The 13,106-nt window shown below is 60.7% G+C and carries 14 protein-coding genes; 7 read left to right on the forward strand and 7 right to left on the reverse strand.

Annotation, left to right across the window (positions count from 1 at the left end; genetic code table 11):
- Positions 1–5: 5 nt before the first annotated feature.
- From Q0X18_RS04055 to Q0X18_RS04065, 3 genes are read right to left on the reverse strand one after another with little or no spacing between them, the layout of a single operon-like run.
- Positions 6–536, reverse strand: coding sequence for a hypothetical protein (locus Q0X18_RS04055; protein ID WP_297558900.1), 531 nt, complete (start codon positions 534–536; stop codon positions 6–8).
- A gap of 17 nt (positions 537–553) precedes the next feature.
- Positions 554–1,981, reverse strand: a complete 1,428-nt coding sequence (locus Q0X18_RS04060; RefSeq protein ID WP_297558903.1) for an FAD-binding oxidoreductase — start codon at positions 1,979–1,981, stop codon at positions 554–556.
- Between the two features lie 23 nt (positions 1,982–2,004).
- Positions 2,005–2,502, reverse strand: coding sequence for a hypothetical protein (locus tag Q0X18_RS04065; protein ID WP_297558906.1), 498 nt, complete (start codon positions 2,500–2,502; stop codon positions 2,005–2,007).
- Positions 2,503–2,617: 115 nt separating this feature from the next.
- On the opposite strand from Q0X18_RS04065, the gene Q0X18_RS04070 reads away from it, so the two are divergent.
- Positions 2,618–3,076: an EVE domain-containing protein gene (locus Q0X18_RS04070; RefSeq protein ID WP_297558909.1), complete on the forward strand. Its 459-nt coding sequence runs from the start codon at positions 2,618–2,620 to the stop codon at positions 3,074–3,076.
- Here the strand turns inward: Q0X18_RS04070 and Q0X18_RS04075 are convergent.
- Positions 3,051–4,271 (reverse strand): type II secretion system F family protein, encoded by a 1,221-nt coding sequence (locus Q0X18_RS04075; RefSeq protein WP_297558911.1) that lies wholly within the window; start codon positions 4,269–4,271, stop codon positions 3,051–3,053. The genes Q0X18_RS04070 and Q0X18_RS04075 overlap by 26 nt on opposite strands.
- A 62-nt stretch (positions 4,272–4,333) precedes the next feature.
- Between Q0X18_RS04075 and scpB the strand changes: the two genes are divergently transcribed.
- The 3 genes from scpB (at position 4,334) to Q0X18_RS04090 (ending at position 6,413) form a co-directional block, all read left to right on the forward strand.
- The gene (gene scpB, locus Q0X18_RS04080) at positions 4,334–4,858 is read left to right on the forward strand and encodes an SMC-Scp complex subunit ScpB (protein ID WP_297558913.1); all 525 of its coding nucleotides are present in this window, start codon (positions 4,334–4,336) and stop codon (positions 4,856–4,858) included.
- Positions 4,859–4,922: 64 nt separating this feature from the next.
- Positions 4,923–5,657, forward strand: coding sequence for a 2-phosphosulfolactate phosphatase (locus tag Q0X18_RS04085; RefSeq protein WP_297558915.1), 735 nt, complete (start codon positions 4,923–4,925; stop codon positions 5,655–5,657).
- 3 nt (positions 5,658–5,660) lie between these two features.
- Positions 5,661–6,413 carry a WecB/TagA/CpsF family glycosyltransferase gene (locus Q0X18_RS04090; RefSeq protein WP_297558917.1) on the forward strand — a complete coding sequence of 251 codons (753 nt, stop codon included), beginning with the start codon at positions 5,661–5,663 and terminating at the stop codon, positions 6,411–6,413.
- Between the two features lie 218 nt (positions 6,414–6,631).
- Here Q0X18_RS04090 and Q0X18_RS04095 read toward each other — a convergent pair whose 3' ends face one another.
- Positions 6,632–7,588, reverse strand: a complete 957-nt coding sequence (locus Q0X18_RS04095; RefSeq protein WP_297558919.1) for a peptidylprolyl isomerase — start codon at positions 7,586–7,588, stop codon at positions 6,632–6,634.
- 258 nt (positions 7,589–7,846) lie between these two features.
- On the opposite strand from Q0X18_RS04095, the gene hemG reads away from it, so the two are divergent.
- On the forward strand, positions 7,847–9,160 hold the full coding sequence (hemG, locus tag Q0X18_RS04100) for a protoporphyrinogen oxidase (protein WP_297558922.1): 1,314 nt from the start codon (positions 7,847–7,849) through the stop codon (positions 9,158–9,160).
- Positions 9,161–9,402: 242 nt separating this feature from the next.
- Here the strand turns inward: hemG and Q0X18_RS04105 are convergent, their stop codons facing one another.
- Entirely contained in the window at positions 9,403–10,062 is a 660-nt protein-coding gene (locus Q0X18_RS04105) for an ABC transporter ATP-binding protein (RefSeq protein ID WP_297558924.1), read from the reverse strand.
- Between the two features lie 18 nt (positions 10,063–10,080).
- Between Q0X18_RS04105 and Q0X18_RS04110 the strand changes: the two genes are divergently transcribed.
- Together Q0X18_RS04110 and Q0X18_RS04115 are read left to right on the forward strand one after the other, a co-directional pair.
- Entirely contained in the window at positions 10,081–10,758 is a 678-nt protein-coding gene (locus tag Q0X18_RS04110) for a Crp/Fnr family transcriptional regulator (protein WP_297558926.1), read from the forward strand.
- 284 nt (positions 10,759–11,042) lie between these two features.
- Positions 11,043–11,783: a 2-phosphosulfolactate phosphatase gene (locus tag Q0X18_RS04115; protein ID WP_297558929.1), complete on the forward strand. Its 741-nt coding sequence runs from the start codon at positions 11,043–11,045 to the stop codon at positions 11,781–11,783.
- Here the strand turns inward: Q0X18_RS04115 and asnS are convergent.
- The gene (gene asnS / locus Q0X18_RS04120; protein ID WP_297558932.1) at positions 11,780–13,105 is read right to left on the reverse strand and encodes an asparagine--tRNA ligase; all 1,326 of its coding nucleotides are present in this window, start codon (positions 13,103–13,105) and stop codon (positions 11,780–11,782) included. The two genes, Q0X18_RS04115 and asnS, sit on opposite strands and share 4 nt — an antisense overlap.
- Between the last annotated feature and the right edge of the window lies 1 nt (position 13,106).

Genomic DNA, 13,106 nt, shown 5'->3' on the forward strand with positions numbered 1-13,106 from the left:
CATGCTTATGGGCTTTCCAGGGCCAGGGCGTTGAACAGATCGAACAGCAACAACCAGGCCCCCTGCAAGGCGATGGCCCACCCGGCCCCCTGGCTGCGGGGGTCAGGCTGCAGGGCCAGCACCACACCCCCGGCGATGTAAAGAAGATCGAGACCGGCGTTGATATACAGCAGGTTGCGGAGGCTATCCTTGCCCGGCTCGGGCCCCAGCAGCCCCACCAGGGCGATGCCGGAGTTAACCGCCGCCCAGACCGAGTTGGTGAGCCAGAAGGAGCGCTGCCAGGGGTCGTCGCTGGTGAGCCCGACGGTGGAGCCTACCAGGGTCCAGGGTACGCTCCAGGCCAGAAGGCGGACGGAAAGCGCCAGCCCCCGGTAGCCCTCCGGGGCCGGGCCAAAGAGCAGCCGATCCCAGGAGGGTCGTTCGGGCGGCTGGGTCTCCGCCGCATAGGCCATTCCCACCGAAAAGGGGCTTTGCGCCTGGGCCAGCCCCACGAAGGCCAGGCAAGCCAAAAGTGAAAACCAGAGGCCTCTGCGCATGCCTCCAGCTTCGCCGCTCAGTGTTCCGGCGAGTGGGGCTCGGGCAACACTTTGCCGGGGTTCAGGCGGTTGTGCGGGTCGAAGGCGGCCTTGACCCGCCGCAGGGCCTCGAGGGTCTCGGGGTCTACCGCTTCGCTCATAAAGTCGCGCTTCATCAGGCCGATGCCGTGCTCACCGGACAGCACACCCCCGTGCCGCAAGGCCACCCGGGCAATCTCGTGCAGCAGTTCCCAGACCTTCTCCTCGGAGTCCACCCTGGGGTCGTAGAGCACGTTGGGGTGCAGGTTCCCATCGCCAATGTGTCCAAACTGCACCACCTGCAGGCCGTACTGCCGGCCCAGCGCCTCGATGGCCCGCACCACCGCGGGCAGGCTCGAGCGCGGTACGGCAATGTCCTCGTTCAGCCGCTTGGGCTTGATGGCACCAATTGCGGGCGAGATCGAGCGGCGGGCTTTCCAGAGGGCCTCGCTCTCGGCGGCATCCTGGGCAACCCGCACGGTAGCCCCGTACTTCTGGCAGGCCTCGGCCACCCATTGCAGCTCCTCTTCCACGATGAGGGGATCGTCGCCGTCGGTGTCCACCAGCAAAATGGCTGCGACTTCGCGGGGCAGGCCCAGCCGCAGGTAGTCTTCCACCGCGTTGATGCAGCCGTTGTCCACGAACTCGAGCTTGCTCGGCACCGCACCCGCCGCAATAGCTTCCGAGACCGCTTCGGCCGCCTGCCCCACCTCACCAAAGATAGCCATCAGGGTGCGGGTGTAACGGGGGATGGGCTCCAGGCGCAGCCGGGCCTCGGTGATCAGGCCCAGCGTGCCTTCGGAGCCCACCAGCAGGCCCGCCAGGTCGTAGGCCTTGCGCTCCAGGCGGTGTACCTGGCCGGCAAAGTCTACGAACTCGAGCGCCTCCACATAATCGCCGGTCACGCCCTTCTTGAAGCACATGGGCCCCCCGGCGTTCTCGGCCAGGTTGCCCCCGATGGTGCTGGTGCGAAAGGAGGCCGGGTCGGGGGGGTACCAGAGGCCATGCGGCCGGGCCTGCTCGCTGATTTGCTGGGTGACCACCCCCGGCTGCACGGTGGCGGTGCGGGCCTGGGGTTCGATGTGCAGCCCGGTCATGCGGGTGAAGGAGAGCACGATGGACTCCTGAACCGGTACCGCCCCCCCCGAGAGCCCGCTGGCCGCCCCCCGGGCCACGATGGGCAGCCCCACCTGGTTGGCGAAGCGCACCACCTCCACCACATCGGCGGTGCAGGTTGGCAGCACCACCAGGGCCGGGGTTACGCCCATAGCAATGCCGTCGTAGGAGTAGTTGCGCCGCTGGGCCCGCTCTAATAGCACCTTCTCCCGGCCCAGCCGCGCCTGCAATTCCTGGACGGACTGGGCCGGCTGGGTGTAGCTGGGGCGGGACGGGGGCTTGAGGGGCTTTTTCCCGAGGTTGAGGGTCACGCCTATAGCTTATCAGGGCGGCCTCAGGGGCAGTTGTCAATCACCGGAATACCGGGAAAGACCAGCCGGGCCGAGCTGCCGTTGGTGGCAAAAACGGTGAGCTCGAGGCGGGTGGCCCCAATCTGGCGGGGCTGGGGCACCGGGGTAACCACAATGCTCTGCGGCGCTACGCTCAAGGGGGCGGTACCCTGGCTCAAAACCCAGTTCACCGTAATGCGGTTGTTCTGATTGAGGTAGCCGCCGCTTTCGCGGTTCATGCTGAGGGTGTGGGTAGCCTGGCCGGTTGTTTCGCCTACCAGCCTGGAATCCCAGCGGGCAATCCGGGCAAAGTCGTTGTAGCGGAAGCTGTAGGTAAGAGTGGTGAGTTTGTTGTCGCAGATGTACGAGCGCCCGCTGGCATCGCGGTAGTTGCTCTCGTAGCGCAGGTCGGAGATGAGTAGCGTGTCGGAGGGGTTGGTGCCGATGGGGATGCAGCCTACCAGCGCTGTTGCCAACATAGAAGCCAGGAACCATCTTTTCATGATTGAATCTTGGCTCGAGTGCCCCAGACCCTCATAAGAACAACTTAAACCAGGGTTTAGTTTGGGGGCCTGCACAGCAAAATCTAAAGTCCGGCTAAAGTTAGACTATCCCAGTATGAGCTACTGGCTGCTCAAATCCGAACCCGATGTATTTAGCATCGACGACCTGAAAAAGCAAAAAACCACCCTCTGGGACGGCGTGCGCAACTACCAGGCGCGCAACTTCCTGAGGGCCATGGAGGTAGGAGATCTGGCTTTCTTCTATCACTCCAGCACCGAGCCGCCCGGTATCGTGGGGCTATGCCGGGTACTGGAGACCCAAATTGCCGACCCCAGCCAGTTCGACCCCAAGTCGCCCTATTTGGACCCCAGGAGCTCTGTCGAAAATCCGCACTGGTGGACGGTGCGGGTGGGTTTCGTGGAAAAATTCAGACAACCGCTCACGCTGAATTTGCTACGTAAACACTTTAGCCCCGACGAGCTTATTTTGCTTCGCCGGGGCAACCGTTTATCGGTTATGCCGGTGGCAGCCGAGGTCGCAGAGAAGATTATTGCGTTGAGAGCGTTCCGATGATTTTGAAGAGCGGCAGGAACATCCCGGCCACAATCACACCCACGATAAAGCCCAGGAAGATAATCATGAGCGGCTCGATAGCGGCGGTGAGGGCGCTAACGGCTTCGTCTACCTCGCGCTCGTAGAAGTCCGCAATCTTTTGCAGCATAGTATCCAGGGCGCCGGTCTCTTCACCAATGGCAATCATCGAGCTGACCATGGGCGGGAAGACCTGCGGGTGGGCCTGGATGGTGGTGTAGACCGGCTCGCCAGCCTGAATGGCGACTTTGGTTCGCTCGAGGATATCTTCCACAATGGCGTTGCCTGCTGTGCCTTTGGTGATGTCGAGGGCCTCGACGATGTTGACGCCGCTCGAGATCAACAGGCCAAAAGTGCGCGAAAAGCGGGCCAGGGCGCTTTTTTTCATCAGGTTGCCAAAAACCGGGAGCTTTAGCTTAATCTGGTCGATCTGGTGCCGGCCTTTGTCGGTGCGGTAGTAGGCTCGGTAAGCAAAGTACAGCGCCACCGCCATCAAAGCGATAAAGATGGTGCTCTGGCGCAAAAAGTCGGAGATGCCCATTAGGGCTCGAGTCAGCAGCGGAAGCTCCGAGCCCAGCCCGGTTAGAATCTGGGCGAACTGGGGCACAATTCCGGTTAAGAGGAAGTAGGTTACCCCAATAGCAAACACGAATACGATGGCCGGGTAGGTCAGGGCCGAGCGAATTTTGCCAATCAGGGCCAGCTCGTTTTCCAGGAAGGTAGCCAGCCGATCCAGAATGGCGTCCAGCGTACCCGAGGTCTCCCCGGCCCGTACCAGGTTGATGTAGAGACGGCTAAAGAGCTTGTGTTTGCTCAGGGCCTCGCTGAAGTTGGCCCCCCCTTCCACCTCGGTACGAATTTCTTTAAGGATGCTTTGAAACTTCTTCTTTTCGGTTTGCCGCTCCAGAATAGCCAGGGCCTGCACAATCGGCAAGCCCGCGTTCAGCATGGTGGCAAGCTGGCGGCTGAAGATGGCCAAGTCCTTGAGGCCCGGCTGAGGCTCGAGGCCTGGAAGCTTAATTTCGGCCTGCAAGCCTTTCCCCGGCTCCTTTATTTCGGCGATAAACAGCCCCTTTTCGCGCAAGTTGCGGGCCGCCGTGCGCATATCCTCAGCTTCGATGACGGCAGTCACCAACCGCCCCTGTCTATCCCTGGCCTTATATTGATAGGTTGGCATACTCACTCTAGTATAGCCTCGGGAACGAAGTGCGCTGGTGAAAACAGCACATCCCCCTATTTATGGACACCCAGACCCTTAAAGCCCAGATTCTGGCCGTTTTGTTTGCTGCTGGCAGGCCGCTTGCCCTGGGCGACCTCAGTCCACTGGGCACGGAAGACGCGCTACTGCGGGCCATCGTGGCCCTCGAGCACGACCTGAGCGACGGCAAATCGGGGGTGCAACTCGAGCGGGTGGCGGGCGGCTGGCGGCTGGTGGTGCATCCCCTGCACCTGACGGCGGTCGAGCAGGTGTTGCGCCCCACCCCCCCACGCATTTCCAAGGCGGCCCTGGAGGTACTGGCCCTAATTGCCTATCAACAGCCCCTTACCAGAGCAGAGCTGGAAGCTTTGCGTGGCAAGAGCGTGGAAGGGGTGCTCGAGGGACTGATCGAGCGCCAACTGGTGCGGGTAGTAGGAGAGAAGGAAGCTGTGGGACGGCCCAAGCTATATGGAACCACCGACCGCTTCCTGGAAATGTTCGGCCTGGAAAGCCTAGCCGACCTGCCCCCAGTAGGAGAAGGCCCGATTTTGCTGCTGCGCAGCTAAGGTGCGTGCATGGCGCGAAACCAGGCTTCGTTATAATGCCGCAGGTAGGGGAGGGTTATTTGTTGTGACGCTTCGGGTTGATGTGATCCCTAAACCCCCGTATCCACAGCCGGTATTGGTCGTGGATGTTTTTTATGGCAGCGTTGTGGGTGCTTTGCTATCTTCTGGAGCCCGGGAAGTATGGGTTGCCAAGAGCGTGCGGGCAGCGCAAATTCTGGCTGAAGGGGGTGGCTTGCTTCTGGGCGAACAGGAGGGCTTTCCACCGGAGGGTTTTCATGCTGGAGTCTCGTTGCAAATCCTCCCAGGGCTTGGCGTGAAAGGAAAAACCTGTGTGCTGCTGGCCCCGCCGCTGGCCGAGTCGCTGGAGCAGGTTCCGCTCGAAAGCACGCTGGCCTACTTCCGCAATGCCAGAGCCGTTGTGGCCTACGCGGCCGAGCAAAACATCGGCACGGTAGTTGCGGCGACGCAGGCCAGGCTCGAGCCCAGCCTGGCCAATACCGTGGCGGCGGGTTTTATTGCCAAACGTTTACATCAATCGTTGGGTGGGGTGGGCGACCTGCAGGGCGGTGGCCGAATGGCCATGGCGCTGCTCAAGTCTTTCCCAGACCCGCAAGAGTCGCTGGTGCAGTCCGATATGGGTGAGCTGCTTTACCGCGCAGGACGTAGCGAGGAACTGGCCTTGTCCAGCCTGGTTAGCGTGGAAGAGCTAACGCCTAAACTAAAGCAGGTTAAGCGGCTCGAGGCCAGGCAGTACGGCCTGACCAAAGATCGGTTCGGATTTTGTTTCCAGGCGAGGTAGGCGATGCAGCGGGTCGAGATTTTGGGGACACCGGTTGATCTCGTCGACCTCGAGCAAACCCTGAACTGGATCGAAAGCCAGGTAGCCCACCCTGGTTCCCTGTGCGCCCAGATCGTCACCACCAACCCCGAGGCTGTAGTGCGGGCCCAGACCGAGCCGGCCCTCAGGCAAGCCCTTCGGGAGTGCGAACTGATCACAGCGGATGGGGTCGGTATCGTTTGGGCGGTGCAGCTTCTAACTGGACACCGCCTTCGTGACCGGGTGCCTGGCTCGGAAATCCTGCCCGCTGCTTTTGGCCGCTTTGGTTCCGGCTTAAGGGTTTATTTTCTTGGTGCAGCGCCCGGCGTAGCTCTGCGCGCCGCCCAGAACGCCCAGGCCCGCTGGGGCATTCAGGTGTGTGGGGTGCAGGATGGCTACTTCACCAACGAGGAAGACGTGGTAGAGGCCATAAGACAGGCCCAGCCCGATCTCCTGGTGGTGGGCATGGGTGAGCGGCAGGACACTTTTATTCACCGCAACAAGGCCCGATTGGGTGCCAAGGTCGCTATTGGCGTGGGCGGTATGATTGATGTTTTGGCCGGAGAGGTCAAGCGGGTGCCGGTCTGGGCGCAAAAGCTCAAGATTGAGTGGCTGGTACGCATTGCGCTTGACCGTCGGCGCTGGGGCCGATTCCCAAGGTTGCTCCACTTTGTGCGCCTGGTGTTGCGAGAAAAGCTACGCCATCTGTGGCCTAAGGGCACACATCGCGGCATCTGAGCTACCATACCCAAAATGTTGCACTGGGTATCTGCTGGAACCGCGATTGGACACACCCCTTGCCGAACCCAGCCACCAAGTAAAAGCTGGGGGCTTGTTATGCGTACTCTGGCAGCACAGATCGCTTTTGAAAGCCTAAACCGCACTGCCGGAATGCACTTCTACGCTTTGTGAGCGGAACCGGTACTAAACCCACCGGAAATTTCCTGTAGATTCCCCTATAAATTCTCGGGGAAGAGTTGTATAGGGGTGCGACTTACGATACTGTCCAGCACCTTTTGTAAGGCAGCCCGCCTGACTGTCTGGTCGAGCTCACCCTTAACTTGGTCAAAGGTTTGGAAACCGGCAGCTTCGATGCGATTGAGCAAAATGACATGATATCCAAACTCGGTTTTGACAGGTGTTTTAGAGCTTTCGCCTGGTTTTAGCGTCATTAAGGCTTGCTCGAAGGGGGCCACATAGGTGCCTCTGGGTTCACAGCCGAGATCGCCACCTTCGTCTTTGCTACCGGGATCCTGTGAAAGCTCTTTGGCCAGATCGGCGAACTTTTCGCCCTTGCCCAGCCGGACGATTACCTGACTGGCTTCCTGGGCCGTGCCTACCAGAATATGGGAGGAGCAGTACCGCGTGGGTACTGCAAACTGCTGTTTGGAGACCAGATAAAGCATCCGTAGGGCTGGCTCACTGATTTGTAGTTGTTGGAGGAGATGCTCGAGGTAGGCATTGTAGGTCAGCGCCTCGTACACCAACCCACGATAAGCCTCGAGGCTAGGTATGCCAGCTTCCTTGAGGGCTCGGACAAGCTCTTCTTCGCTTTCAAAATCGGCTTTTATCTCTTCGATGGCTGCTTCTACCGCTTCCTTGGAGGCGGCAAAGCCCGCCGCTTCTGCTCCAAGAACAATGGCCTGGTCGTGAGCCATACGTTCTAGGAACCGTGGTTTGAGTACGGCTAAGGCTTCTTCGCTGTAAGCCTGACCGCGTTGCCGCTCAGCATCGCGCACAAATAGGCCAAACTGCAGATCGAACTGGCTTTTGGTAATGGTGATGCTGGCGACAGTTGCGACCACTGGGTCAGACTGGGCCATCACCAGTGACCATAGAGCCGTAATCAGGAAAATTGCGAGCTTCAGATTCATTGATTCACCTCTGCAGCTTACGCCCAGCAGCGGCCGCAAAACTGCTTGTGAAGCTATGCTAACACGATTACGACTGCAAAAACACACCACCTCCACTCGCTCGAGCGTGGGCGGTCGCTTGTCCAGGCAGAGCAGTCATGGTCTTCATGGTGCAGCCTGGCCATGCCCTGACCGATTGGCCTTCCTCCCAAAGTGGCCCAGCACAGGATAAAATCGGCAGGTGTGCAAGAACCGCATAGTATCCAGTGCAAATACCCATAAGCCTGCTAGCTGTTTGACCGGGTGCGAGGCCATTAGATGAGCAAAGTGATCATCGTCGGCGGAGGGCTTTCGGGGTTAGCCGCGGCCTATTGGGCCTCCGAAGCCGGTCTGGAGGTTTATTTGGTCGAGGCCGCCCACAACCTGGGGGGGTGCCATCGAACAGTAACGCTAGAGGGACGATTTTTTGATCTGGGCGATGAGTATTTTGATGCGCAGCCCAGCACCCTGCTTGAACTTTGTTCCCAGGTGGGCTTGGAGCCACAACCCTTCCCTAAGCTCCAGCGGGTAGTGCGGCTACGAGGGCAGGACTGGGTCTTGCCTTCTGGCTTCAACCCAGTGACGGGATATGGCCTGCATCAGTTGGCGACTCTGCCCTTTGGCCCTGGGGTCAAGTGGCGGCTGGCCGCGGAGCGCTTTGTACCCGCAGCCACGGTCAAGGACGAGTCGCTGGACGCCTTTGTTCGCCGGAGACTGGGCCCGGAAATTTGGGAGGTGCTGGAGCCTTTTCTAAGTGCGATACTGGGCGGCCCGGCGGAGGAGGCCGCAACCCCAGAAGCTTTCGCTGCCCTGCTCGAGCTCGAGCGTCAGGGGGGCCTTATGGTCGCCAGCCGTCGGCTCAAGACAGAGGGCCGCTGGTCCCTGGCTGGCGGCATGGGTAGCCTGGTTCAGGCTCTGGGTACCCACCTATTGTCCAAGGCGCGGATTTTTACCGGGCAGGAGGCCCTGGCTATAACCCGCGATAAGGGGCGGTGGCAGGTGCACACACCTGGGGGTAGGCTCGAGGCAGAAGCAGTGGTGCTCGCGCTTCCAGCGCCACGCGCGGCCAGGGTATTTAGGCCCTCGGCTCCGCAGATGACCGCTTTGCTCAACCAGTTCCCCTACCGCCACAGTGCGAAGGCTTTCCTGCTTTTCCGCCACACCGGGCCTGAGGCCGGGCCGGTAGAGTATTACTGGGCTAAGACAGAAAGCTATGTCGGTTCGTCCCTCCGGCTGTCCCAGCTTGAGCCGGAGCTGACCCTGGCGCTTGTTCAGTTTATCGGAGATGTGGCTCACACTGCCGATGCCGAGCTTTCCCGCCTAGCCCAGCAGGATCTTTCCAGATACCTGCAAACCCAGGTTCGCCCGTTGGCTGCCTGGGTTTTTCGCCAGCCCTATTCCAGGCCACAGTTCACGCCGGGCCACACCCGTCGGCTCGAGGCCCTCGAGCAAGCCCTGGTGCATGCACCGGGTCTTTTCCTTACTGGTAGCTACCTGGCTGGCCCTGGCCTGGCCCGTCAGATTGCATACAGTCACAAGATCACCCAGCACCTGCTCAACTTCCTGGCCCTCTCTGCACTTCAGGCCGACTGATGCTGGATTCAAAAAAACTATCATCAGACCCAAAGCCCCAAGAGAGTGTCTTTTTGAACCCTACGGCTGCTGAGCTTGTCGGAGCAGAGCACACCCCCACGCCCTTGGCGAAGGAAGCGCCTTCTTTCCAGGGTGCGCTGCTGTCCCGCTATACAGATAATTTTGGCCGAACAGCCTCGACAATGTGCCTTACCAACTAACCGAATCTGGTATGGGGACTTAAGGGTTTTCTGGGGAATGCTCTAGGCCAAGCGTATCTCGGGAAGGCCTCGCGCTAGATGCTCGTCGTGGGTTGCGATGATTACCGCAGTGCCCAGGTCTTTAGCCAAACTTAGCAGAAGTTCCCAAACCCGCTCAGCATTGCGCCGATCCAGGCTGCCGGTAGGCTCGTCGGCCAACAGTAGCTTGGGCCGGTTGTAGAGGGCTCGAGCTACCGCGATCCGCTGCCGCTCACCGCCGGAAAGGGCTTTGGGGAACAGGTTGGCGCGGCCTTGCAGCCCGATGCGATGCAGCAGCTCCTGACCCCAGGCGGTATCTATTTCACCTGCCAGATACCCCGGAACCAGGATGTTCTCAAGGGCAGTAAGCTCTGCTTGTAAATAGTGATGTTGAAAAACCAGGCCAGTGAAGCGCAACCGCCGCTGGGCCAGGGTTTCCTCGCCCTGCCCCCGAATGCTTTGTCCTTGCCACCGGATGTCGCCTTGCTGGAGGTTGAGCAGCCCTGCCAGCAGGTGTAAAAGGGTGGTTTTGCCACTACCCGAGGGGCCCAGAATGACCCGAGCCTCACCCGCGCAGAGCGAGAAGCTGAGGTCTTGGAATAGCCTCACTTCGTCGTAGGCAAAGCCCAGATTTGTGACTTCCAGAACTGGTGTGTTATCTACTATTGGCAAAGCGTTACGCACCCTTGTAGAGTGTACTTGATGTTGGCTGACACACAGGTACTTGCCAAGACCCCGCTATTCCAAGGGGTGCCTCCGCAGGCCCTCGAGGTGGCCCGGGAGGCATTTGTTACCCGCAACTATCCTGCGGGCAAATTGATATTCGAAGCAGGAGATATGGGGGCTGCACTCTATATTGTGCAAAGCGGCCAGGTTCGCATTTACCGTACCTACCTGGATGGCCGGGAGCGGATGTTCGCTTACCTGGGCCCTGGGGAGGTATTCGGCGAGATGAGCCTGCTGGACGATCAGCCCCGCAGCGCCTCAGCCGAGACCACGGTAGACTCCGTTCTCTTGGTTCTGTATCAGGACGCTTACTGGAGCCTGGTGCGCAAATGGCCGGAAATCCTGCACAACCTGGCCACTATTCTGGCCCGCCGCTTGCGTGAGGCCGACCTCGAGCTCGAGGTGCTCTCCTTCGAGGAAGCCCGGGGCCGGGTGGCCTACGCCCTGACCAAGCTCCGCAAGCAGCGCTACGGCGATGGGCTCAGGATGAAACTAACCCACCAGGAGCTGGCCCAGCTTTCTGGAACCAGCCGCGAGACGGTAACCCGTGTTCTGCACGCTTTGCGCGAAGAAGAGCTGGTTAAGGTGGGGTCGGGTTACGTGGAAATTCTCGATCCGGCGGGGCTGGAAGAAGTTTTGTTCGGTTTGCGCTAAGCAGACCGTGTCGCCAAAACCAGGTTCCCCCCATTGCCCACCGATGTTGCGAATGGCACCGGTGGCTGGCCTATTTGCATGTTTTGGCGCGAGATTTTTGAACCGCAACCCTCGAGGTCACTTTCATAACGGCGGGGTTATCCTTTATGATTCCCTTCGTCCTCATTTATGTCTCAGCCTGCGGCCACTCGATTTCAAAAAAAACACGACTTAACAATAGGGTGCTATTTCGCTCATGAGGTGGGCCTGACCGGGCGTGAAGGTGTTTTTCAGAGGAAAAAGCTATGCGCTTACGGGCCGATCTAGTTCCCCAAGACAACCTGAGTTATCCCGATGTGGTGTTGGTGGTTGATGTGATTCGAGCCACTACCACCGCCACTGCTTTTCTGGAAGCAGGGGCCGATGCTCTGTACCTTACGCCCGATCTGGAAAGCGCCCGGGCTTTTCGGGATACCGATGTGGTGCTGGCCGGGGAGGAAGGGGGGCTAAAACCCGCGGGTTTCGACTATGGCAACTCGCCACGGGAAGCCCTGGAAGCGCCGGTGGGCGGCAAAATTGTGGTGATGAGCACCACCAACGGCACCCGCACCGCGCACCTGGCGGCCCGCAGCGCCAAGCACGTACTGCTGGCCTCGCTCTTCAACGCCCACGCCGCGGCCCGTCTGGCCCACCAACTGGCTACCGAGGAGGTGGCTATCCTGTGTGCTGGCAAGGAAGGCCGGATTGGCCTGGACGACGTCTACACCGCAGGGGTGCTGGCCGAGTTTTTGCAGATTATGGGCTCATATGAGCTGGAAGACGGCGCGCTGACGGCTCTCACCACGCGCCGGGCCTACCCCGACCCGCTCGAGCCCCTTCACCTGTCCGGCGCGGCCCAGGCCCTGCGCCAGGTGGGCCTCGAGGCCGATGTGCCTTTTTGCGCCCAGATCGCGGCCTCGCCGGCGGTGGGGATGCTCGAGGGCCGGGTGGGGGAGGCCCTCATTTTTAAGCGAGCCCAGCGGCCCAGCAACAGCGGCCAGGGCTAGGGCCGCATCCGGGTGTACATACGCGGGAAGGGGATGGCCTCGCGGATGTGCTCAATTCCACAGATCCAGCGCACGGTGCGCTCGAGGCCAATCCCAAACCCGGCGTGGGGCACCGTTCCAAATAGCCTCAAGTCCATGTACCAGTCGAACACCTCCTCGGGCAGGTTGTGCTCCCGGATCTTCTGGCGCAGCAGTTCGGGGTCGTGGATGCGCTCCGAGCCGCCGATAATCTCGCCCACCCCTTCGGGGGCCAGCATATCGGCGTTTTTGACCAGGCGGGGGTCGTCGGGGTCGGGCTGCATGTAGAAGGCCTTGATGGCCGCCGGGTACTTCTCCACAAAAATGGGCCGGTCGAACTGCGCGGTGAGGGCGGCTTCGTGGGGGGCGCCGAAGTCGTCGCCCCATTGCAGGGGGGTGAGCTCCAGATCGGGCTTGCTCTGGGCGATCTGGTTGACCATTTCCAGGGCCTGGGTGTAGGGGATGCGAAGGTAATGGCCCTGGGCGGTGGTTTCCAGCACGCTGGTGTCGCGCTCGAGCATCTCCAGCTCGAGCTTTCGGTTTTCCAGTACCCGCCCCACCAGGTAGACCACCAGGTCTTCCTGAAGCTGCATGTTTTCCTCGTGGGTCATGAAGGCCACCTCCGGCTCGATCATCCAGAACTCGAGCAGGTGGCGCCGGGTTTTGCTGCGCTCGGCCCGGAAGGTGGGGCCAAAGGTATACACCTTGCCAAAGGCCATGGCCCCAGCCTCGGCGTAGAGCTGGCCCGACTGCGAGAGGTAGGCCTTCTCCCCGTCGAACAGATCCACCTCGAACAGGTCGGTGGTGCCCTCCACGGCGTTGGGGGTCAGGATGGGGGCATCCAGCCGAACGAAACCCCGCGCGTGAAAAAAGTCGTGGATGGCCCGCTCGAGCTCGTCGCGTACCCGCAGCACCGCCCAGGCCCGCCGGTGGCGCAGATAGAGGTGGCGGTGATCCATCAGGAAATCTACCCCGTGCTCTTTGGGGGTGATGGGATACTCCCGGCTGGGCCGGGAGATTACCCGTAGCCCCCGCACTGAAAGCTCGTAGCCGCCGGGGGCCCGGCTATCGGCCCGCACCAGCCCCCTTACCTCCAGGGCAGTTTCCTGGGGTAGGTGGTCGGCCTCCTCGAACTCGGCGTCGGGCAGCTCGCCCTTGAAGGCGGTAGCCTGCATGAAGCCGGTGCCGTCGCGCAGTTGCAAAAAGTGGATCTTGCCCTTGGAGCGGCGGCCGGTCAGCCAGCCCCGGATGACGACCTCTTGCCCGTCGTACTTTGCGATTTCCTCAATAAAAACCCTTTGCACC

The organism is Meiothermus sp. (genome assembly GCF_026004075.1).
In the GTDB taxonomy this organism is placed as follows: domain Bacteria; phylum Deinococcota; class Deinococci; order Deinococcales; family Thermaceae; genus Meiothermus.

Excerpts from the sequence above, each read along its gene's own strand:
- Q0X18_RS04055 (WP_297558900.1), bottom strand. The coding sequence starts at position 536 with ATGCGCAGAGGCCTCTGGTTTTCACTTTTGGCTTGCCTGGCCTTCGTG.
- Q0X18_RS04065 (WP_297558906.1), bottom strand. The coding sequence starts at position 2,502 with ATGAAAAGATGGTTCCTGGCTTCTATGTTGGCAACAGCGCTGGTAGGC.
- Q0X18_RS04070 (WP_297558909.1), top strand. The coding sequence starts at position 2,618 with ATGAGCTACTGGCTGCTCAAATCCGAACCCGATGTATTTAGCATCGAC.
- Q0X18_RS04075 (WP_297558911.1), bottom strand. The coding sequence starts at position 4,271 with ATGCCAACCTATCAATATAAGGCCAGGGATAGACAGGGGCGGTTGGTG.
- scpB (WP_297558913.1), top strand. The coding sequence starts at position 4,334 with ATGGACACCCAGACCCTTAAAGCCCAGATTCTGGCCGTTTTGTTTGCT.
- Q0X18_RS04090 (WP_297558917.1), top strand. The coding sequence starts at position 5,661 with ATGCAGCGGGTCGAGATTTTGGGGACACCGGTTGATCTCGTCGACCTC.
- hemG (WP_297558922.1), top strand. The coding sequence starts at position 7,847 with ATGAGCAAAGTGATCATCGTCGGCGGAGGGCTTTCGGGGTTAGCCGCG.
- Q0X18_RS04110 (WP_297558926.1), top strand. The coding sequence starts at position 10,081 with ATGTTGGCTGACACACAGGTACTTGCCAAGACCCCGCTATTCCAAGGG.
- Q0X18_RS04115 (WP_297558929.1), top strand. The coding sequence starts at position 11,043 with ATGCGCTTACGGGCCGATCTAGTTCCCCAAGACAACCTGAGTTATCCC.